The following is a 20,778-nucleotide window of genomic DNA, read 5'->3' on the forward strand; positions in this document are numbered from 1 at the left end:
ATAGACCTTGCGGCGGCGGGAGACTGCGATAGCCTGATACCCAGATTCTGGGGACCAAGAAAAGAGCAGCATCCATGACCGACACGACGGATAACGGCCCGGGAGACAACGGCCCCGGGAAGGCCTATCGCAATCTCGATTTTCTGGAGAGCGCCTCGGCCCGCGCCCTGCGCATTCTCTCCGAGTACATCGAGCCCAACAGCCGTTTCACCCACTACAAGATCGACGACACGATCATCTTTTTCGGGTCGGCGCGCATTCTCTCCCGCGAAGAAGCGGAGGCCGGTTTGAAGGCGGTCAAGGCCGAGGGCGGCGACGTGGCACAGGCCGAGCGAAAGCTGGAGATGTCACGCTACTATGAGGACACCCGCGAACTGGCGCGCCGCCTGACCGAGTGGTCCAAGGGCCTGGAGCAGGAAGACCGGCGCTTCGTGGTCTGCAGCGGCGGGGGGCCGGGCATCATGGAGGCGGCCAACCGTGGGGCTTCTGAGGCCAAAGGCCTGAACGTCGGCCTGAACATTTCCCTGCCGATGGAGCAGAACGACAACCCCTACATCAGCCGTGAGCTGAATTTCGAGTTCCATTACTTCTTCATGCGCAAGTTCTGGTTCGCTTATCTCGCCAAGGCGGTCGTCGTGATGCCCGGTGGGTTCGGGACGCTGGACGAGCTTTTCGAGCTGCTGACCCTGGTGCAGACCGGCAAGATCCGCAAGCACATGCCGGTCGTTCTCTTCGGCAGCCAGTACTGGTCGGACGTGATCAACCTGGAAGCGCTGGAGCGCTATGGGACCATCAATGCCGAGGACCTGGAGCTGTTCTTTCGCACGGACTCGGTGGATGAGGCCTATGACTTCGTCACCGAGCAACTGCAGTCCTATGCCCTCGATATTCCCGGGCCGCGGCTTTAGGTGCCTCTTGTGCCGCGCCGGCCGAGCCATCAATTGAAAGAGATCCACCGTCAGGGTGAAAGGAGACTGCCATGAGTCTTGCCAAGGGTTTTAAAGACCTGCTTGCCGAAGCCAATGCTGTCATCGATGTCATCTCGGTCCACGACGCGGAACAGCTGCTTGAAGCGGCAGATGTCGCTTTCATCGATCTGCGTGAGCGCGAGGAGCTGGCACAGGGCACGATCCCCGGTGCGGCTCATGTGCCGCGCGGCCTGCTGGAGTTCGTCGCTGATCCGGAAAGCCCGATGCACAATCCGGCCTTCGATCCGGCCAAGCGGCTGGTGGTGTTCTGCGCTTCCGGCGGGCGTTCGACCCTGGCTGCCAAGACCCTGCACGACATGGGTTTTCTGAAAGTGACCAATATGGTCGGTGGTTTCCAGGCCTGGGCGGAGGCCGGGGCGCCGGTCGACCCGCTGCGCGATGTCTAGGTCCTGTTCGTCTTGGCAGGCGAAATGAGCGCGCTGCCTCCTCACGCCTTTACCGTCTAGGAATCGTCGGCTTCAGTTCTCCGGCTTATAAAAAAGCCATCTAAAGGCCCGGGTGAAGTTGATCGGGAAGGCGGTGGTGTGGTCTATGTCTTCCAGTATTCTGTCCCGAATAATCAAACCCTGATGATTGCGGCTCCGCAGCTTGTCGACGAAGGCGATCTGGTCAGCCGTAAGGTCGTTGCGGCTGCTCTGTTCGCGTTCGCCCGTGCCGAAGTAGACGACCGCCTTCAAGCTTTGATGTTTGGCGGCATAGTCTTCCTCAACCTTGAACATCATTTTCCGGTCGAACCAGAGGGAGGGGCTGGAGATGATATAGTTTTTGAAGAGTTCCGGGTTTGTAAACAGCACCCAGGCGGCAAAGAGTCCGCCGAAAGAATGACCGGCTAAAGTGCGGCGATCCTGGTCAATGCGGTATTCCCTTTCGACAAACGGCATGAGCTGAGAGTCCAGAAAGGCGAGGTAGTCGTCGGCGCCCCCGGTTTCGTGGCCGGTTCGTGCCGTCCAGTCCGCCCAACGGCTCGGCGTCAGGTCCCGGGTCCGGCTTGCCATCGGCTTCTCGCCGACTGCCCAGGAGATTCCAACCAGGATCGCATCTTCGTAGCGCTTCCAGTTCATCGGTACACGGGTAGCCCCAGAAGCAACCTGAAATGTATAGGGGCCGTCATTGAGGTATATGACGGGATAGATCTTGTCCTTGTTCGCCGGCGCGTCGTAGTCGCGCGGTGTTTTTACATAGACCTGATAGCTCCGTCCAAGCGCCTCCGACTCGAGCGTATGTATGGTTGATCGCGGTATCTCGAACCCTTGCGGCGGTGACTCAACGGCGGCATAGGCATGGGGTAGCGTTAAAGCCGTGAAAAGAATCGAAACAACCAGTTTCAGCAACGCGATGGACTCCTGGTTCGTCTTTGGAGATCATGACGCCCGTCGACCTAACGACGTTGACCGGGTCACCCTCTCTCACAGGTGTTGTTTTTGTTAAAGCTTGTTGTTCTTGCGATTTCGATCAGGCGGGAACAGTCTTCGCAAAGCAGCCAGTGCATCGTTCGACACTAGCCGGCGCACGCGCGCGTTTTAAGTGAGAATTTGACGTTCATTTTTTCAGGTCTTCCACATCCTGTTTCTTCTTTTTGTTGCTTCCGACGGCGGCACCCAAGGCCACACCCACAGCCATGCCCAGAGCAAGGCCCACTCCGGTATCGCCGAGGGCCGCGCCAAATGCCGAGCCGAAGCAAACACCAAGAGCCACACCGATCCCCGTGTAATAGGTGACCGGATCACGGGTTTTATCTGGGGTAGCTATTTTGCTTCTCCTTATCTCGACAATACGTCGCAACTGTTTGTTTAGGCTGGAATTTCGCGGAGCGACCGCTTCGGCTTCAGGCTACCCTGAAGGTAATGCCGAGGCAGGGATTCGTCGAGATGGGAATCGGGAGTACCCGCCTTGGCCCTCCTGACTATGCCTGCTTTTTCATTTCCTGATAGCCGGCCAGGGCGCGGTCGCGTGCGGCCTTGTGATCGACCATCGGCAAGGGATAGGTCTCGCCCAAGGTAACGCCGGCGGCCGTCAGAACTTCGGCGGGGGCATCCCAAGGTTTGTTGAGAAAGTCGTTCGGCAGCTTTGAGAGTTCCGGCACCCAGCGCCTGATGTAGTGGCCTTGCGGATCGAATTTCTCGCCCTGGGTGATCGGGTTGAAGATGCGGAAGTAGGGTGAAGCATCGGCACCGGAGCCGGCGACCCATTGCCAGCCGGCGGCGTTGTTCGCGAGGTCGGCATCGACCAGCGTATCCCAGAACCAGGCCTCGCCGCGCTGCCAGGGAATCAGCAGGTGCTTGATCAGGAAGGACGCGGTGATCATGCGTACCCGGTTGTGCATCCAGCCTGTATGCCAGAGTTCGCGCATGCCGGCATCGACGATGGGGTAGCCTGTGCGCCCCCGGCACCAGGCGGTGAAGGCCTGCTCGTCATCGCGCCAGGGAAAGCTGTCGTACTCAGGCTTCCAAGACTTCTCAGGGAAGTCCGGCCAGTGATAGATGAGGACATGTGAGAAGTCGCGCCAGGCGAGTTGGCGCAGAAAGGCCATGACGGCGTCTTCACGGACGCTGCCGGTTGCAATGGCGCGCTGACAGGTCTGCCAGACCTGCCGCGGTGAGATTTCGCCCCAGTGCAGGTGGGGGGAGAGGCGCGAGGTGCCGCTCTCCGCCGGCTGGTCGCGCCGGGTCTTGTAGGTTTCCGCTGCTTCATCCAGAAACGCGTCGAGACGCTGGCCGGCGCCTTGTTCTCCAGGCGTCCACTGCTTGCGTAGACCGCCTGCCCAGTCCGGTTTGTCGGGCCGCAGGTTCCAGTCGGCCAGGCTGTCGCCGGCAACGCTGCGCAAACCGTCGACCGATGCGGGAGGCGGTTCCGGCGTCGCCGGCGCCGGTCCGGCGAGCAGCGCTTTCCAGAACGGGGTGAAGACCTTGTAGGGCCCGCCCTGGCCGTTCTTGATCTCCCAGGGTTCGAACAGCAGGTTCGCGTTGAAGCTTTCGGCGTCGATGCCCTGGTCGCGCAGGTTGGCTTTCAGGTTCGTGTCCCGCCTGATCGCATGGGCTTCATAGCAGCGGTTCCAAAAGACCGCACTGGCCCCGGTCTCCTTGGTCAGCGCGCCGATCACCTCGGCGGCTTTGCCGCGGCGCAGGCAGAGCTTCGCACCCAGCACCTCCAGGCCGCGATCCAGCGAGCTCAGCGATTCGTGCAGCCACCAGCGTGACGCGCCGCCGGGCCTCCAACTGCCGGGCGTTTCGTCGTCGAGAATGTAGACCGGCAGAATTTTGCCGCCGCGCGCGCAGGCGGCGGCCAGGGCAGGATTGTCGGCAAGGCGCAGGTCCTGACGAAACCAGACGATGCTGATTGAGGGGCTGCTCATCTGTCAGTCATGGGGGAGGGGGCGCTCCGTGGCAACAGCCTTTGTGATCTTTATGGGGCAACGAAATCCTGCTGTTCTGAAGCCTTGCCGAAGAACTTCTTACGCTGTCGGGGTTTTGTTGGATCACCGACAGAATCTTAACTTTTCTTCATCCGATCAGCGGCTTGACGCTGTCGTGCCGCGCCCTAGTTCGCCGATTAAGCGAACGGCAATAAGACCGACCGAAGCGGTCAGGCTGAAGCGAACAGCCGCTGCCATCGCCTCAGCAAGATTTCCCATTTATGGAGGAGGCACTCTCATGAAGACCCTTTCGCGTGCGCTTTTCGCGGCTGCTGTTGCAGCGCCCCTGGCTCTTTCGTCCGTTGCCGCAAAGGCCGCCGACATCGTCGATACGGCAGCGTCCGCCGGACAGTTCAACACGCTGGTCGCAGCGGTGCAGGCCGCTGGTCTTGTCGAGACGTTGAAAGGCGACGGTCCCTTCACGGTCTTCGCGCCGACCGACGAGGCTTTTGCCAAGCTGCCCGCCGGTACGGTGGAGGATCTCCTGAAGCCGGAAAACAAGGATCAGCTTGTTGCGATCCTCACCTACCACGTCGTTGCGGGCAAGGTGATGTCCGGTGACATTGCCGGCAAGATGACCGAGGCGATGACGGTTCAGGGCAGCGAGCTGACCATCGATGCCATGAAGGATGGTGTTCTGGTCGAAGAGGCCAAGGTGATCCAGGCCGACATCGAAACGTCGAACGGCGTCATCCACGTGATCGATACGGTTGTCTTGCCTCAATAAGCTTCCCAGGAAGCCTTGAGGACAGGCATCGACCCGCAGCCCGTCGTTCCCCCGCCGGCTGCGGAACAAGGCGGCCGCTTCCTGCCCGGAGGCGGCCGCTTCATTTGCAAAGCGCTTTGCGCGGAAACGCAAAGACCTGTTTGCGGCCGAGCAGCATGACCTGAAAGCTGCGCCCCAGCAGCCCGGCGATCGCCGGGTCGAGGACGTTGAGGCCGCCGGTGAAGGCGCCGAAGGCGGGCAGGATGAGTTTCCGCCCGTCGGTCACGAAGCAGGGTGCGGTGATCCGCTTGTTGCGCACCCTGACCGCCGCCTTGGGGTGGAAGTGGCCGGAGACCTCGCCGGCCATGGCCTGCGGTTCGGCTTCGTGGCGGAAGGTGAGGGCGCCCTCGGTCCACTCGGCAGCGATGCTGCCGCCCAGGTTTTGCGGCGGGGCCGGGTCGTGGTTTCCGGCGATCCATATCCAGTCGTAGCGGGCGATCAGTCCCTGCAGGCGGACGGTGATTTGATCCGGCAGGCGCGCGGCAGCGCCCTGGTCGTGAAAGGAATCGCCCAGGCAGATCAGGCGCTTTACGTCATGGCGCGCCAGCAGGGCTTCCAGTTTGTCGAGGGTCACCGCCGTGTCATAGGGCGGCAGAAACTGGCCTCGCTCGGCAAAGGCCGAACCCTTTTCGAAATGGAGGTCGGCAACCGCGGCCAGGCGCCGTTCCGGCCAGAGGAGGGCGCCGGAGATGTCGGCGACCAGGGAGACCCCGTTCACGCTCAACTGCTCAGGGCGGCCGCTCATGACTTGTCACTCCCCGGGGACAAAACGAGTCCACTTCGGGTTCTCGGCGCAGTAAGCCATGGCGGCCTCGCCGGCCATCTCGGCCAGGGTGTCGATCAGTTCGCGCCGCGCCATGTTGGCATAGGCGCAGCGCACCTTCAGAACCCGTAAGGGCTGCTCCGCCGGAAGCACGACCAGTTCGCCGGTTTCTATCTCGTCGGCAACGGCGATGGCCGGAATGGCCGCGATCCCCATCCGTTGCTTGAGCATCTGGACGATGGTGCCGAGAGAATTTGCCGAATGCCGGCTGGCGGCGCCCAGTTGGGTTTCACCCAGATAGGCCTCGGTCATCGGGAAGAGAGGCGAGGTGCGGGGGTAGTGAATGATCGGCAGTCTTGTCAGATCCGCCACCCCGTAGGCTTTCTTCCTGGGCTCAACGAGGTCCCGGTGCGCAATCCAGCGGATCTCATAGTGCACGGTGAACAGCTTGGATACCTGCACCGTCGGCGGGGCGTTGGAGAGGAAGGCCACGTCCACCGAGCCGGCCTCGATATGCTGGGCGAGCTGATGGTCGGAGGCACTGATAACGTCGCAGATCAGGTTGGGGAACCGCTGCTTCAGCGCATCGAAGAGGCGTGGCGCCAGGGTCATCACCGAAAGCGATGCCGCGGCGATCCGCAGCCGATGTCCTTCACTGTCGGTCTCGCTGATCTTGCGGAACATGCTGTCACGCAGGTCCAGCATGCGCTCGGCATATTGGACGACGTCATAACCCTGATCGGTCAGGCTGAAATGGGCCTTGCTGCGGTCGATCAGCGCCGCGCCGAGGGTCTCCTCCAGCGTATTGATACGCGCTGAGATCGCCGGCTGGCTGAGGCGCAGCTTGTCGGCGACGCGCTGGTAGTTCTGCAACTGCGCCAGCCAGTAAAGCGTCTCCAGCTGATGCAGATTCATGGCGCGGCTCCCTCGTATTTCCGTAGTCTATAAAAATTATTTATGAGGAACAAAGAAATTTTGACTTTGACGCTGCCGATGCCCTTCGAACACCCTTTTCCTTTGGGAAAGCGATACCGGGGGAAGAAAACACCATGCAGAAAGAGCCTGTCCGCCTGCGCCTTCAGTCGGGGGAGCTGCTGATCGGCAGCTGGCTTTTCCTGGGCAGCCCGGTCACAGCGGAGGTGATGTCGCTGGCCGGCTTTGACCTGCTGATCCTTGATATGGAGCATTCCGCCGGCGATGTGGAGACGCTCTATCATCAGCTCCGGGCGATTTCGGCCCAATCCGTGCCGGTTGTGGTGCGTGTCGGCGACGATACGGCGGGCCCGATCAAGCGCGCGCTGGACGCCGGGGCGGCGGGTGTTGTCCTGCCCGATGTCCGGACTGCGGAGTCCGGTCGAAGGTTCGTCGACGCCACGCGCTATGCCCCCGAGGGATCGCGCGGAACCCATCGTCTGTCGCGCGCCGCGGCCTATGGGTTGAACTGGGACAACTATCTCGCGCAGCAGGCGGCTAATCCACTGACCATCGGTCTCGTGGAGTCGGCGGATGGTGTCGCGGCGCTGGACGCCCTGCTTGAGATCGACAACCTGGATGTGATCTTCATCGGCGCCGCCGATCTCGCCGCCAGCGTCGGGCGGCTCGCCGAACCGCAGCATTCCGATGTGCAGGATATGGTCCATGAGATCGAGGCCAAAACCCTGAAGGCCGGCAAAGTGCTGGGCGGCCTGGCGGCTGACGCGGCGGAGGGGCGGGCCAAGGCCGCCCTTGGCTACCGCCTGCTGACCTTCGGCAGCGATGCGCTTTATCTGCGCAACACCGCGGTTGAGGCCGCCCGGGCCGCCCGGGCGGCGCTGACCCCGTGAGCCGCGACAAAACCCTGCGTCATGTTGCCCGGGAGCTGATCCGTCAGCCGGACCTGCTGTTCAGCATGATCATATTCCTGGGCTTTCTGGTGCTCTGCAGCCTGCAGGTCGTGGTGCGCTTCGTCCTGACCCTGCCGCTGACCTGGACCGAAGAACTGACCTCGGCGCTGGTCATCTGGATGACCTTCCTGGGGATCATCGCGGTGCAGCGCCGCGACAGCCAGATCCGCGTAGAACTGCTCGACAGCATCCTGCCGCCAGTGCCCCTTGCCATTATCTACGGCCTTTTCGATATTGCCGTGCTGGCCTGCCTCGTCGCGATCGTGGCCGGCGGCTGGACGACGCTGGAGGAGACGGCCTACCAGCGAACACCGGCGCTCGGCATCCCCTTGAATGTGCTGATCGCAGTGACGCCGATGGCCGCGGCGGCGATGGCGGTTTTCGTCGTCCGCAATGCCGTCAGGCGGCTGCGCCGCGCGCTGGGCGGCGGCACATGAGCGCCGATCCCTTCACGATGGTGATGATTGCGGTGTCGATTGTCGTCATCGTGCTCGGCTTTCCCATCGCCTATGCGATGCTGCTCTGCTCGATGATCTACATCCTGGTCAACGGCCTGCCCATTTCGCTGATGGTGCACGAACTCGCGCTGTCGCTGAACAGCTTCACCATGATCTCCGTTCCGCTGTTCATGTTTGCCGGAAAGCTGATGACCGCGTCCGGCATTTCCGACCGTATCTTCGACTTTACCAACAACCTGGTCGGCCGTGTGCCCGGCGGGCTGGGCCATGTCAACGTGGCCTCCAGCCTGGTTTTTGCCGGGATGTCCGGATCGACTTTGGCCGACGTCGCCGGCCTGGGTGAGATCGAATACAAGGCCATGACCCGCAAGGGTTATGACGCCGACTTTACGATCGGGGTAACGCTGTCCTCTGCCGCCATCGGGCCGATCCTGCCGCCCAGTCTGCCCATGGTGCTCTATGGCGTGACCGCGGGGGTCTCGATCTCCGGGCTTTTTCTCGGCGGTATCCTGCCGGGCTTTCTGATCGCGGCAAGCCTGATGGTCTATGTCTTCTTTGTCGGCCTGCGGCGCGGTTACCGGGTGGATGTCTGGGCGGGCTGGCGCGCCCTGGGGATATCGTTCCTGCGCGCGGCCCCGCCGCTCTTCACGCCCTTCATTATCGTCGGCGGCATGGCGTTCGGCTGGTTCAGCCCGACCGAGGCGGCGACCGTTTCCGTGCTCTACGGCCTTTTCATCGCCACCGTCGTCTACCGGAGCCTGAGTTTTCCGGCCTTCCTGGAGGTTCTGCGCGACGTGACGCTCTCCGCCTCGCGCCTGCTCTTCGTCATTGCGACGGCCTTTCTCTTCGGCTGGGTCGCCACTTTCGGCGAGGTGCCGCAGATGCTGGCCGCGCTGATCGAGGCCCATATCGAATCAGTCGCGCTTTTTCTGTTGGTCTGCATCATCGTCAATCTGATCCTGGGGGCGATCCTGGAGAACGCGATTCCCCTGCTGGTACTGGCGCCGATGCTGGCGCCCATCGCGGAGCAGCAGTACGGGCTCGATCCCGTGCACTTCGGCGTGGTGATGGTCTTCAACATCATGATCGGCCAGTTCACTCCGCCCATCGGCCTGTCCCTGTTCGTCATGCGCGATATCACCGGCTTCAGCGTGACGCGGATCTTCCGCGCGGTGCTGCCGTTTCTGGCACCCCTCATCATCTCGCTTTTTCTCATGGCCTATTTTCCCTGGATCGTCACCGCCATCCCCCGGGCAGCCGGTTTCTGAGGCACCGCACAAGCACCATAAGAGGTCCAAAAGACATCAAGAGGAGGAACATCATGCGATACAACCTGAAGCCATCCGGCCTGAAACCGTCAGGCAGACTGCTGACCGCCGCCTTTGCCGCGGCAATGGCGTTCTCGCCCATTGCAGCGGTTGCCCAGGAGGTGACCCTGCGCCTCGCCCATGTGGTGAAGGAGGGTGATCCCGCCTACATCGGGGCGGAAACCTTCCGCGAACGCGTCGCCGCGCTCAGCGACGGCCGGATCGCGGTGAAGATTTTTCCGGCGGGCCAGCTCGGCAACAACCGCAAGCTCTTCGCCCAGGTGCAGTCCGGTGCCGTGGACATGAGCTTTACACCCTTCAACATGCTGGCCGACATCGTGCCGGAGTTCTCCATCGTGACCGGCGGCTACATGTTCGAGAGCCCGGAGCATCAGCAACGCCTGCTGGAAAGCGCCGAGTTCGGTCAGGCCTGGGCCGGGGAGCTGCTTGAGAAGGGGAACCTGCGCATTCTCTCGCACTTCTTCTACGGCACCCGCAATCTGACCACCGCAAAGGTCGAGGTGCGCAGCCCCGAGGGCCTGTCGGGCCTGAAGATCCGCGCCGTGCCGAACAGCATGTCGCTGGCCACGGTGCGCGGCCTGGGGGCGGCGCCGACGCCGGTTGCCTGGCCGGAGACCTTTCAGGCCCTGCGCCAGGGCATTGTCGACGGGCAGGAGAACCCGATCCCCGTGCTCTATGCCGCCGGCTTCTATGAGGTGCAGAAGTACCTCATCAAGACGCAGCATCAGATGTCGGCGCTGCCTTTCCTGATCCGCGAGCCGTCCTGGGCAAAGCTTTCGGCGGCAGACCAGCAGGTTCTGCGGCAGGCCGCGACGGAGGCGGCGGCGGTCGCCACCAAGACCATGGTCGAGTTCACGCAGACCCTGGAGGCCGACTTGGTCGCCAAGGGCATGACCATCGTCGAATTGACGGAGGCTGAGCGGGCGGTGTTTCGCGATAGGGTCCGCGCTTCGGTGGCGGAGGAATTCGACGGCAAGGTCTTCCCGGCCGGCCTGATCGCCAAGGTCCATGCGCTGGCTGGCGGTTGATATGCGGGCAAATGATTGACCTCGTGCTTAGAGACGCTGCGCTCCTCAGCATGAGGTCAATCACCCCAAGGTCTGGCCTCACCCTGAGGAGGCCTGAAAGGCCATCTCGAAGGGCGGTGTAACAAACTCTTTGAATCCTTCAGCAGCTAAAGCGGCAGTTCCGCCTGGCCCCGGCCGGGGGCCAGGCCCTCGGTCGCTTCGTCGATGAGGGCCTGGGCGCCCTCGTCGAGGAGTTCGTCCAGGCCGCTGCCGCTGACCTGTTCCTTGCCGATCTCCAGCAGCACCGGGACGGCGAGGGGGGAGATCTTGTCCAGCCGGCGATGCTCGATCCGGCCCTTCACCCGCTTCAGCATCTCCGCCAGGCGGCCGATGTCGGTCAGGCCGCCGGCGGCCTCGGCGCGGGTTGCCTGCAGCAGGATGTGATTGGGCTCGTGCTTGCGTAAAACGTCGTAGATGAGGTCGGCGTTGAAGGTCACCTGTCGACCGGATTTTTCCTGTCCCGGCGCGCGGGCCTCGATCAGCCCGGCGATCACGGCGACCTTGCGGAAGGTCCGCTTCAGCATGGAGGACTCGGCCATCCATTCCTCCAGGTCGTCGCCCAGCATGTCCTCGTCGAAGAGGGCGGCCAGATCCTCGGCGGGCTTCAGGCTCCAGACTGCGATCACATAGTCCGTAGCGACGAAGCCGAGGGGGGCGAGGCCGGCCCGCTCCATACGCCTGGTCAGCAGCATACCCAGGGTCTGGTGGGCGTTGCGGCCCTCGAAGCAGTAGGCGACCAGAAACTCTTTTTCGCCGCGGGGAAAGGTCTCCACCAGCAGGCCCGAAGGGTTGGGCAGGACCGAGCGCCACTGCTGCAGCCGCAGCCATTCGGCCACCGCCGGGGGCAGGTCGCGCCAGCGGTCCGGGTTGCCCAGGATACCGCGCACCCGCTCCGCCAGATGGGTCGAGAGCGGCAGCCGCCCGCCGGCATAGGCGGGCACCTTGGGGTCGCCGCCCTTGGCGCGGCTGACCAGTACGGTGTTGTCCCGCAGGCCTTCAAAGGCGAGCAGTTGCCCGGCGAAGATAAAGCTGTCGCCCGGCAGCAGTGCATTCACAAAATATTCTTCGACTTCACCCAGAACGCGGCCGTTCCTCATACGCACCTTTAAGACCGGCGCCTCGACGATGGTGCCGACGTTCATGCGATAGCGCTTTACATGCGAAAGGTTGGAAACGCGGTAAAAGCCATGTGCATCAAGGCCTAAGCGGCGATAGCGCTCATAGGATTTCAGCGCGTAGCCGCCTGAGGCGACGAAGTCCAGGGTGCGATCGAAATCGTTCTTTTTCAAATGCTTATAGGGATAAGCTGTGATGACTTCTTGGTAAAGTTGGTCGGCATCGAAGGGCCCGGCGCAGGCGGTTCCCAGGATGTGCTGTGAGAGCACATCAAGGCCGCCGGGCTTGGGCGGGTCGCCGTCAAGGCTGCGCGCCTCCACCGCTTCCAGGGCGGCGCGGCATTCCAGCACCTCGAAGCGGTTGGCCGGTACCAGCAGCGCGCGGCTCGGCTGGTCGAGCTGGTGATTGGCGCGGCCGATGCGTTGCAGCAGCCGGGCCGAGCCTTTGGGCGCGCCGACCTGGACCACGAGATCGACGGCGGCCCAGTCGATGCCGAGGTCGAGGGAGGAGGTGGCGACGACGGCGCGCAACCGCCCCGCCGCCATGGCCCCCTCCACCTTGCGGCGTTGCTCCACCGCCAGGCTGCCGTGGTGCAGGGCGATGGCCAGGCCGTCGTCGTTAAGCCGCCAGAGTTCCTGGAACACCAGTTCGGCCTGGGCGCGGGTGTTCACGAAGACCAGGGTGGTTCCGGCTGATTTGATCTTCTCGTAGACCTCGGCGATGGCGTGGACAGCCATGTGGCCGGACCAGGGCAGGTACTCTTTTGTGGTCAGGATACTGACCTCGGCCTTGGCCCCGTCGCGGCCGATGATCGGGCGCACGCCCGATGGATCGGCTGTGGGCGAGAGCCAGCCGGCCAGCCAGTCCGGGTCGTGCACCGTGGCCGAGAGGCCAACCCTGCGGCAGCCGGGACTCAAAGTCTCCAGTCGTGCCAGACCCAGCGCCAGCAGATCGCCGCGCTTGCTGCCGGCGATGGCGTGCAGCTCGTCGATCACCACGCAGCTGAGGTTTCCGAAGACCTGGGGGGCGTCGTAGTACGACAGCAAGAGGGCCAGGGATTCCGGCGTCGTCATCAGGATACCCGGCGGCTTGCGGCGCTGGCGCTGGCGCTTGGATTGGGGCGTGTCGCCGGTACGGGTCTCGCAGGTGACATCCAGCCCCATTTCCTCGATCGGCTGGGTCAGATTGCGGTGGATATCCACCGCCAGGGCCTTCAGCGGTGAGATGTAGAGGGTATGAAGTCCCTCGTGCGGCTCTCCATTGGAAGACTGGGCCGCCAGCGCCACCAGGCTGGGCAGGAAGCCTGCCAGGGTCTTGCCGCCCCCGGTCGGGGCGATCAGCAGCGCGGACTCGCCCGCCTCGGCCGCCCGCAGCATCTGCAGCTGATGGGGATGCGGCTGCCAGCCGCGCCTGTGGAACCAGTCGGCAAAGACCGGCGGCAGGACGGAAAGCTTGGACTCGTCGAGAAGGGCTGGCTGGTTCACGGGGGCCAGAGTAGACCGGTCGGTGAGATGGGTGAAGGTGAATGAAGTGAGCGTTGCCAAAGGCCCAACAGGGCTTTCTACAGCGCCCGCAAATTTACACAAATGCGTCGTAAGTGCTTGCTAAAGCTTAACGTTCTATTGACGCTCGGTCGCTACCCTAGCCTGGATGCGAAGGAATTTCCGGGGAGCAACCCCGCGATGGGTCAGACAATGAAAAATGCACAGCGACAATGGGCGCGCTTCCGGCGCGATACCCATGGCAATCTCAGCATCTTTTTCGCGTTCAGCGTTGTCGCGATCCTGGGATGCGTCGGCATCGCTATTGACACTTCTGTTGCCTACAATGTGAGGTCGCAGTTGGCTGCGGCAGTCGACGCCGCGGCTCTGGCCGGCGCGCGCGCTTTTTCCAGTCCGAACCGTGATGCGGACATCCAGAGATTCTTCGACGCTAACTTTCAGGCCGGCTATATGGGCTCGGTGCTTGCACCGCTGCAGATCGTACCGAACGACGAGGCACGAACGGTTACGGTGACCGCGAAGGCGACCATTCCGACCTTCATCATGCGTGTCCTCGGTACGGACTCCACCGATATCTCGGCGACCGCAGAAGCGACGCTTTCATCGCGTGATGTAGAGGTTGCCCTGGTCCTCGACGTCACCGGTTCGATGGATGGTTCGAAGATTGTCGCCCTGAGGGCTGCAGCCAACGAACTGGTCGATATCGTCGTCCAGGACCAGCAGGACCCGTTCTATTCGAAGGTGGCGCTCGTTCCTTATTCCAACGCCGTCAATGTCGGCGCCTATGCCGATCAGGTGCGCGGCACCGTCACCAGCGGAACCTGCACCTATCCCGCTGCGCCGACCTGCGACGAGTTCCGATTCAGAAGGGCGAGCGACAATGATTGGACCACGCATGACATCAGTACCTGCGTGACCGAGCGGCCTGGCCCTCATCTTTCGACTGATGCCCCGCCGAGCCTCGCACCCTTGGGCAAGCAGTTTCCGTCCAGCTCCAGCAACGTCTGTCCCACACCGACCATCGTTCCCTTGACGAGCAACAAGACGACCCTGCAAAACAATATCAATGCACTGCAACCCGCAGGGTCCACCGCAGGCCAGATCGGCGTCGCCTGGGGGTGGTACCTGATAGCACCGAACTTCAGCTATCTCTGGCCCACCGACAGCCAGCCGAAGGACTACGGCGAGATCCACCTGGGCCGGGAGGTGCTGAAAGTCGTGGTGATCATGACCGACGGCGATTTCAACACCATCTACAGCGACGGTGTGATTGCCCAGAACTCGACCGGCGGCAACAGCAGCGGCTTCGCGCGACACAAGATCAACCAGGATGCCACGAACGGTTCCGCCTTCGAACAGGCTCAGGCGCTCTGTGACAACATGAAGGCCGAAGGCGTCGAGGTCTATACCGTGGGGCTTGAGGTCGCCAGCACCTCAGGGGCCACGGACTTCGTGAACAACTGCGCGACAGACGCGGATCACGTCTACTTGCCGTCGAGCGGGACTGAATTGAGGCAGGCTTTCCGTGACATCGCCACGCAGGTTTCCAACCTCAGGATCTCCATGTAAGCGGCTCCGCTTCAAGCGGCCGGGCGGTCCGCTTCTTCTTGATTGAAGCGCCGCCGGGCGCGCCGATAGCGAAAGCCCAGGATCATAAGCGCCAGCGGCAGCAGGACGATCAACAGGATCACCGCCAGGCTGTAGATCAGCAGCCATAGGGGTGGAAACTCGGAGATGGCTGTGGAGGTCAGGGCTTCGACGGCCCCGAACACCCAGGCGGCGGCTAAAAATCCAGATACGGCGAGAACCGCCAAGCCACTGTAAAAGAGTACACCGGGCTCCTGAAAGTAGGTCAGGAGGTCGCCGGCGATCAGCCCGGAGCCCAGCAGCATCCCGCTGCTAAGAAATAAGATTTTTCGCAGAATTCTCTGATGTTCGGGCATGCAGATCTCGACTCTTTACCTGGCGGTTTCCCTTCTGGGTCGCACCGCCGGCCCCGGCGGTTCAAAGCGCCCTTAGCGGATCAGGCCTTCTCAGCCCAGGGGGCCCTCCAGGGTTTTCTTGCCAGTGACGATTTAACTCACGACTTTGCCGGCGGCCCTTCGGGAAGCGGTGCAGAACGCAGATCGGGAGAGGGGCGTCAGGCCGTGGCAGTCGGGTCTGGCTTTTCGCCGCGCGCCCAAAGGTCGAAACCTTTTTGGGTAGCCTTCACGTTCGCGAAGCCAGCGTTCGTCAGATGGTGGGCGAGGCTTTCCATCGTAAACCCGGTCTTGTGGGCCATGCCGGTCTCACCACGCGCGATGGAGGCGCCGTGCCCGTACAGAATGTCGAGCGGGGTGATGGGGCCGGAGGGAGAGGTATAGGCGGTCGACAGCGGTCCTTTCTCAACGATCAGGGCGGCTGCTTTCTGCAGGTCAGGCATTCTCATCAGGACGTGACCGCCGGGACGAAGAACGCGGAAAAACTCCCGCAGCGCAACCGGAACCTCATGCCTGTAGAGATGTTCCAAGGCATGGGAGTTCCAGATCGCATCCACCGAATCGGTGGAGACGGCGCTCATGTCCGTCATGGAGGCGACGATATCGGGTTTGGTACTCGGGTTGAAATCCAGGCGGATTTCGCGCCAGCCCTCGCCTTCATAGGCTGCATGAAGCGCCCCCGGCCGCCAACTTCCGCAGCCGACATGCAGGACGGTTCTCTGAGCAAGTGAGTCAGTGTCGGGCACGGGGTCTCCTCTCAACCGCTGAGCATGCCAAAGGTCGAGCATTGCACGCAAATGTTAATTGAGCGTTGTCGCCGCTGTCGGGTGAGGGTCGCGGGGGCGAGGCCATGCCCGATCAGGTCTCCTCGAATGCCTCCTTCAGCAGGTCGACACGCACCTGCAAGGCACCGGGCTCATAGGGCGCGGCCGGGACCTTGCCCCAGATCGGGCCGGGCCAGGCGGGGTCGCTGGTGAAGCGGGCGATAATGTGCACGTGGAGCTGCGGGACCATATTGCCCAGGGCGGCCAGGTTCATTTTTTCGGCCTTGAAGGCGGACTGCAGGGCGCGGGATGCTTTGCCGATTTCGTCTGTGAAGCGGGGCATGTCGCCAGCGCCGACATCGTGGAAATCACGCAGGCCCGGGCGCCGCGGCACCAGGATCAGCCAGGGGTAGGTTGCGTCGTTCATCAGCAGCACGCGGCAGAGCGGCCAGTCGTCAAGCGTGATACAATCGGCGGCGAGGCCTTCATGCAGAACAAAGTCATCCGTCATTGAATATGGTGTCCGTGAAACCTGAATCCTGGCTCAAGGTAACCGAGCGCGGGCTCTATTGCGAGCCGGGCGACTTTTACGTCGATCCGCACCGTCCGGTGGAACGCGCGGTAGTGACGCACGGCCATGCCGATCACGCCCGCCCCGGCAACCGCGCTGTGTTGGCGACGCCCGAGACCCTGGCGATCATGAAAAGCCGTTACGCCAACAAGGCGGGCGATGCATTGGAGCCTCTGGCCTACGGCGAGATCCGCGATATCGGCGGGGTGAAACTCTCCTTCCTGCCGGCCGGGCATGTGCTGGGCAGCGCCCAGGCGGTGCTGGAGTGGCGGGGTTGCCGCATCATCGTCTCCGGCGACTACAAGCGCCGGTCCGATCCCACCTGCGCGCTTTTCGAGCCCAGGCCCTGCGATGTCTTCATTACCGAGGCGACCTTTGGCCTGCCGGTCTTTCGTCATCCGCCGGACGAGGACGAGATCGCCAAGCTGCTGACGGCGCAGCGCCAGTTTCCCGAGCGTTCGATCCTGGTCGGTGCCTACAGCCTGGGCAAGGCGCAGCGGGTCATCGCGCTGCTGCGCAACGCCGGCTACGAACGGCCACTCTACATTCATGGCGCGCTGCAGGGGCTCTGCGATCTCTACCGTGATCTCGGCGTCGACCTGGGGCTGCTGAAACCGGTCGGCGATACCCCGAAGGCGGAGATGGCGGGCGAGATCGTGCTGGCGCCGCCCTCATCCCTCAACGACCGCTGGTCGCGGCGTCTGCCGGATCCGCTGACGGCCATGGCCTCCGGCTGGATGCGGGTGCGTGCCCGCGCCAAGCAGCGCGGGGCCGAACTGCCGCTGATCCTCTCCGACCACGCCGATTGGGATGAACTGGTGCAGACGCTGGAGGATGTGGCTGCGCCGGAGGTCTGGGTGACTCATGGTAACGAGGAAGCGCTGGTCCACTACGCGACGGGCAAGGGTATCCGTGCTCGTGCGCTCGCCCTCATCGGCCGTGGCGAGGAAGAACAGGAAGAGGCGCCACCGTCGGAGGAAACCAAGACGTGAGGGTCTTCGCCGAACTGCTTGACCGCCTGTCCTATACGCCGGGACGCAACGCCAAGCTGACCCTCATGGCCGACTACTTCCGCGCGGCGCCGGACCCGGACCGCGGCTATGCGCTGGCGGCGCTGACTGGGCGACTCGACTTTGCCACCGCCAAGCCGGCGATGATCCGCGGCCTGGTCGAACAGCGTGTCGACCCGGTGCTCTACGGCTGGTCTTACGATTTCGTCGGCGACATGGCGGAGACGGTTGCGCTCATCTGGCCGGAGCGGCCGGGCGCGAACCGGCCACCGGAACTGGCCGAGGTGGTGGAGCGGCTCTCGACCGCCAGCCGCTCGGACTCGCCGCGTCTTGTCGAGGGTTGGCTTGATGCGCTGGACGCCAACGGCCGCTGGGCCTTCCTGAAACTCATCACCGGCGGTCTTCGGGTCGGCGTCTCGGCGCGTCTCGCCAAGACCGCCCTGGCGCAGCTGGGCGATGCGGGTCTGGAAGAGATCGAAGAGATCTGGCACGGCGTAACGCCCCCCTTCACCGAGGTTTTCGCCTGGCTGGAGGGCAGGGCGGCAGCCCCCGCCATCGACCTGCGCCGCGCCTTTCGCCCCCTCATGCTGGCCAACCCCCTGGACGAGGCTGAGCTGGAGAACTTCGATCCCGCGGCCTATCGCGCGGAGTGGAAGTGGGATGGCATCCGCGTGCAGCTGGCCGCCGGCGGTGGCGAGGCGCGGCTCTTCTCGCGCTCCGGCGACGAGATCACCCAGGCCTTCCCTGATCTGATGGGCAGTGCCGACTTCGATGCCGTGTTGGACGGCGAATTGCTGGTCGCGCGCGACGGCGAGATTGCGCCCTTCAACGATCTGCAGCAGCGCCTCAACCGCAAGCGGGTAACGGCGAAGATGTTGCAGGACTTTCCGGCCCATCTGCGGGTCTATGACATCCTTTTCGATGGTGACGAGGATCTGCGTGCGCAGTCTTTTGATGCACGCCGCCTCAGGTTGGAGGCCTGGTACGCCGCGGTGCAGCCGGCGCGTATCGACCTCTCGCCCCTGCTCGGCTTCGGCGGTTGGGACGACCTGGCATCGCTACGGGAAACCGCGCGGGCGCGCTCCATCGAGGGCCTGATGCTGAAGCTTGGCGACAGCCCCTATGTTGCCGGGCGGCCCAAGGGCCCCTGGTTCAAGTGGAAGCGCGATGCGCTCACCCTCGATACCGTGCTGATGTACGCCCAGCGCGGCCACGGCAAACGCTCCTCGCTTTATTCCGACTACACCTTCGGTGCCTGGCGAACCGGAGAGGACGGTGCGCCGGAACTGGTGCCCGTCGGCAAGGCCTATTCCGGTTTCACCGACGAGGAACTGCTGCAGCTCGACAAGTGGGTGCGCGCCAATACCACGGAGCGCTTCGGGCCGGTGCGGGCGGTGAAGCCCGGCGTGGTGCTGGAGGTTGCCTTCGATGCCGTGCATCGCTCCAAGCGCCACAAATCCGGCGTTGCCATGCGCTTTCCCCGCATCCACCGCATTCGCTGGGACAAACCGGTGGAGGAGGCCGACCGCCTGCCTGATCTGGAAAAGCTGATCGAGGGTTAGAAGGAGGAATTGGGTTCGGCCAAGAAGGCTTCTTCCTCAGCCGAGTTTTCCCGGCCGAGGATCGCATTGCGGTGGGGAAAGCGCCCGAAGCGCGCGATGACACTGCGGTGCGCTTCGGCATAGGTCAGCCACTCGGGGTTGTCGGTGAGGTCCGCTGTAAGCCGCAGGCAGCGTTCCTGGTCACCAAGATCCTCGCTGTGTTCCAGCGGCAGATAGAGAAACAGCCGTTCGACCTGGCTGAGCTGCGAATCGAAGCCGCGGTCCAGGGCGTGACGCGTCAGCGCCAGGGCTGTCGCGTCGCTGGCGAAGGCTTTGGGGGTGCCGCGAAAAATGTTGCGCGGCACCTGATCCAGCAGGATGCAAAGCGCCAGGCAACCTTGCGGCGATTCGCGCCAGGCTTCATAACCCCCAGTGAGCGCCACGTCATAGGCCGCTAACAGGGCCTCGCGCACTTCCTGGTCGAAAGCCTCGCCGCCGCCGAACCACTGCTTGTCCCGTCCTTCGGCAAACCAGAAGCCGAGAACGGCTTGGGCATCCATCATCTTAAGGCCTCTCTTCGCGCTGGGCAGCTCGGGCGAAACTATAGTAGGTTCGCCGCTGATTCACAGGAGGAAACCTTGCCCGACAGCCAAGCGGCCCTAAGCCTTGATGACGTTACCTTGTTCGGCAGCGGCCTTGTGCGCCCGGAGTGTCTGCTCTGTACCTCAAGCGGCGATATCTTCAGCGCCGATTGGCGCGGCGGGGTGGCGCTGTCACGGACCTTCGGTGAGCAGGAACTGTTTCAGGCACCGGGTGGTGTCGAGACGATCAAGCCGAATGGCATCGCCCTGCAACGGGACGGTTCCTTCCTCATCGCCAACCTCGACGACTCCGGCGGGGTTTTCCGGCTCGACCGTGATGGCAAGCTGAGCGAAGTGCTGCGCCAGGTCGACGGTATCGACCTGCCGGCCACCAATTTCGTGTTGATCGATGACCGCAGCCGCGTCTGGGTGACGGTTTCGACAAGGCGCAGCCCGCGGGCGCTGGGCTACCGCCCGGACGTCGATGACGGTTTCATCGTGTTGATCGATGGCCACGGCGCGCGCATCGTCGCCGACGGCCTGGGCTACACCAACGAACTGGCCATCGACAGCCAGGGTCTGTGGCTCTATGTGAACGAGACTTTCGCCCGCCGTCTCAGCCGTTTTCGCATCGGCCGGCGCGGCGACCTGACCGACAAGGAGGTGGTTACCGAGTTCGGCCCCGGGACCTTCCCGGACGGCCTTGCCTTTGACATGGAAGACCACCTCTGGGTCACCAGCATCGTGAGCAACCGGGTGATCCGGGTGGCCCCGGACGGCAGCCAGAAGCTGATCCTGGAGGATTGCGACCCCGACCACCTGGCCGAGGTGGAAAAGGCCTTTCAGGACGGCGTCATGGACCGCCCGCATCTCGACCGGAACAGCGGCAGGAAGCTGCGCAACATCTCAAGTCTGGCCTTCGGCGGGCCCGACCTGCGCACCGCCTATCTCGGCTGCCTGCTGGGCGACCAGATCGCCTCCATCCGCACGGAGGTGATGGGCCGCCCGCCGGTCCACTGGCACTTCAACGTTTAGGCGCCGGAAAAAC

The 20,778-nt window shown here is 63.3% G+C and carries 21 protein-coding genes; 11 read left to right on the plus strand and 10 right to left on the minus strand.

Translation table 11 applies throughout. The features are described 5' to 3' along the window. Positions 1-74 precede the first annotated feature (74 nt). Both HBA54_RS09735 and HBA54_RS09740 read left to right on the plus strand, forming a co-directional pair. Positions 75-908, plus strand: coding sequence for an LOG family protein (locus HBA54_RS09735; RefSeq protein WP_167223907.1), 834 nt, complete (start codon positions 75-77; stop codon positions 906-908). Between the two features lie 71 nt (positions 909-979). Continuing rightward, on the plus strand, positions 980-1,375 hold the full coding sequence (locus HBA54_RS09740; RefSeq protein ID WP_167223909.1) for a rhodanese-like domain-containing protein: 396 nt from the start codon (positions 980-982) through the stop codon (positions 1,373-1,375). 72 nt (positions 1,376-1,447) lie between these two features. Here the strand turns inward: HBA54_RS09740 and HBA54_RS09745 are convergent, their stop codons facing one another. The 3 genes from HBA54_RS09745 to HBA54_RS09755 form a co-directional block, all read right to left on the minus strand. Next, positions 1,448-2,320, minus strand: coding sequence for an alpha/beta hydrolase (locus HBA54_RS09745; protein WP_167223911.1), 873 nt, complete (start codon positions 2,318-2,320; stop codon positions 1,448-1,450). A 208-nt stretch (positions 2,321-2,528) separates the two neighbouring features. Beyond that, positions 2,529-2,771, minus strand: coding sequence for a glycine zipper domain-containing protein (locus tag HBA54_RS09750; RefSeq protein WP_205944538.1), 243 nt, complete (start codon positions 2,769-2,771; stop codon positions 2,529-2,531). 121 nt (positions 2,772-2,892) lie between these two features. Further along, positions 2,893-4,341, minus strand: a complete 1,449-nt coding sequence (locus HBA54_RS09755) for a cryptochrome/photolyase family protein (RefSeq protein WP_167223913.1) — start codon at positions 4,339-4,341, stop codon at positions 2,893-2,895. A 298-nt stretch (positions 4,342-4,639) separates the two neighbouring features. Between HBA54_RS09755 and HBA54_RS09760 the strand changes: the two genes are divergently transcribed. Beyond that, positions 4,640-5,128, plus strand: a complete 489-nt coding sequence (locus HBA54_RS09760; protein WP_167223915.1) for a fasciclin domain-containing protein — start codon at positions 4,640-4,642, stop codon at positions 5,126-5,128. A 100-nt stretch (positions 5,129-5,228) separates the two neighbouring features. On the opposite strand, the gene pdeM is transcribed toward HBA54_RS09760, so the two are convergent. Both pdeM and HBA54_RS09770 read right to left on the minus strand, forming a co-directional pair. After that, entirely contained in the window at positions 5,229-5,912 is a 684-nt protein-coding gene (gene pdeM / locus HBA54_RS09765) for a ligase-associated DNA damage response endonuclease PdeM (protein ID WP_167223917.1), read from the minus strand. Positions 5,913-5,918: 6 nt separating this feature from the next. After that, complete coding sequence (locus HBA54_RS09770; RefSeq protein ID WP_167223919.1) at positions 5,919-6,845, minus strand: LysR family transcriptional regulator; 927 nt, start codon at positions 6,843-6,845, stop codon at positions 5,919-5,921. Between the two features lie 134 nt (positions 6,846-6,979). Between HBA54_RS09770 and HBA54_RS09775 the strand changes: the two genes are divergently transcribed. The 4 genes from HBA54_RS09775 to HBA54_RS09790 are packed head-to-tail and all read left to right on the plus strand — an operon-like array spanning position 6,980 to position 10,627. Continuing rightward, positions 6,980-7,753: an HpcH/HpaI aldolase family protein gene (locus HBA54_RS09775; RefSeq protein ID WP_167223922.1), complete on the plus strand. Its 774-nt coding sequence runs from the start codon at positions 6,980-6,982 to the stop codon at positions 7,751-7,753. Next, the gene (locus HBA54_RS09780) at positions 7,750-8,250 is read left to right on the plus strand and encodes a TRAP transporter small permease (protein ID WP_167223924.1); all 501 of its coding nucleotides are present in this window, start codon (positions 7,750-7,752) and stop codon (positions 8,248-8,250) included. The genes HBA54_RS09775 and HBA54_RS09780 overlap by 4 nt, the downstream gene beginning before the upstream one ends. Next, positions 8,247-9,539, plus strand: coding sequence for a TRAP transporter large permease (locus HBA54_RS09785; protein WP_167223926.1), 1,293 nt, complete (start codon positions 8,247-8,249; stop codon positions 9,537-9,539). Before HBA54_RS09780 ends, HBA54_RS09785 begins: the two co-directional genes overlap by 4 nt. 53 nt (positions 9,540-9,592) lie before the next feature. Continuing rightward, the gene (locus HBA54_RS09790; RefSeq protein ID WP_167223928.1) at positions 9,593-10,627 is read left to right on the plus strand and encodes a TRAP transporter substrate-binding protein; all 1,035 of its coding nucleotides are present in this window, start codon (positions 9,593-9,595) and stop codon (positions 10,625-10,627) included. A 146-nt stretch (positions 10,628-10,773) separates the two neighbouring features. Here HBA54_RS09790 and HBA54_RS09795 read toward each other — a convergent pair whose 3' ends face one another. Beyond that, positions 10,774-13,326, minus strand: coding sequence for a ligase-associated DNA damage response DEXH box helicase (locus HBA54_RS09795; RefSeq protein WP_437126180.1), 2,553 nt, complete (start codon positions 13,324-13,326; stop codon positions 10,774-10,776). Between the two features lie 150 nt (positions 13,327-13,476). On the opposite strand from HBA54_RS09795, the gene HBA54_RS09800 reads away from it, so the two are divergent. Continuing rightward, complete coding sequence (locus tag HBA54_RS09800; RefSeq protein ID WP_205944539.1) at positions 13,477-14,853, plus strand: pilus assembly protein; 1,377 nt, start codon at positions 13,477-13,479, stop codon at positions 14,851-14,853. Between the two features lie 11 nt (positions 14,854-14,864). Here HBA54_RS09800 and HBA54_RS09805 read toward each other — a convergent pair whose 3' ends face one another. From HBA54_RS09805 to HBA54_RS09815, 3 genes are all read right to left on the minus strand, one after another. Continuing rightward, positions 14,865-15,176: a hypothetical protein gene (locus HBA54_RS09805; protein WP_167223932.1), complete on the minus strand. Its 312-nt coding sequence runs from the start codon at positions 15,174-15,176 to the stop codon at positions 14,865-14,867. Between the two features lie 248 nt (positions 15,177-15,424). After that, positions 15,425-16,009 (minus strand): class I SAM-dependent methyltransferase, encoded by a 585-nt coding sequence (locus tag HBA54_RS09810; RefSeq protein WP_205944540.1) that lies wholly within the window; start codon positions 16,007-16,009, stop codon positions 15,425-15,427. A 112-nt stretch (positions 16,010-16,121) separates the two neighbouring features. Continuing rightward, a complete protein-coding gene (locus HBA54_RS09815; protein ID WP_167223936.1) occupies positions 16,122-16,538 on the minus strand; it encodes an HIT domain-containing protein in 417 nt (138 codons plus the stop codon). Between the two features lie 14 nt (positions 16,539-16,552). On the opposite strand from HBA54_RS09815, the gene HBA54_RS09820 reads away from it, so the two are divergent. Both HBA54_RS09820 and HBA54_RS09825 read left to right on the plus strand, forming a co-directional pair. Beyond that, positions 16,553-17,590: a ligase-associated DNA damage response exonuclease gene (locus HBA54_RS09820; protein ID WP_437126181.1), complete on the plus strand. Its 1,038-nt coding sequence runs from the start codon at positions 16,553-16,555 to the stop codon at positions 17,588-17,590. Next, positions 17,587-19,170: a cisplatin damage response ATP-dependent DNA ligase gene (locus HBA54_RS09825; RefSeq protein WP_167223940.1), complete on the plus strand. Its 1,584-nt coding sequence runs from the start codon at positions 17,587-17,589 to the stop codon at positions 19,168-19,170. The genes HBA54_RS09820 and HBA54_RS09825 overlap by 4 nt, the downstream gene beginning before the upstream one ends. On the opposite strand, the gene HBA54_RS09830 is transcribed toward HBA54_RS09825, so the two are convergent. After that, positions 19,167-19,712 carry a DUF924 family protein gene (locus tag HBA54_RS09830; RefSeq protein ID WP_167223942.1) on the minus strand — a complete coding sequence of 182 codons (546 nt, stop codon included), beginning with the start codon at positions 19,710-19,712 and terminating at the stop codon, positions 19,167-19,169. The two genes, HBA54_RS09825 and HBA54_RS09830, sit on opposite strands and share 4 nt — an antisense overlap. Positions 19,713-19,787: 75 nt before the next feature. Between HBA54_RS09830 and HBA54_RS09835 the strand changes: the two genes are divergently transcribed. Continuing rightward, positions 19,788-20,765, plus strand: coding sequence for an SMP-30/gluconolactonase/LRE family protein (locus tag HBA54_RS09835; protein ID WP_167223944.1), 978 nt, complete (start codon positions 19,788-19,790; stop codon positions 20,763-20,765). Positions 20,766-20,778 lie beyond the last annotated feature (13 nt).

This window comes from Pelagibius litoralis (assembly GCF_011683915.1).
In the GTDB taxonomy this organism is placed as follows: domain Bacteria; phylum Pseudomonadota; class Alphaproteobacteria; order Kiloniellales; family Kiloniellaceae; genus Pelagibius; species Pelagibius litoralis.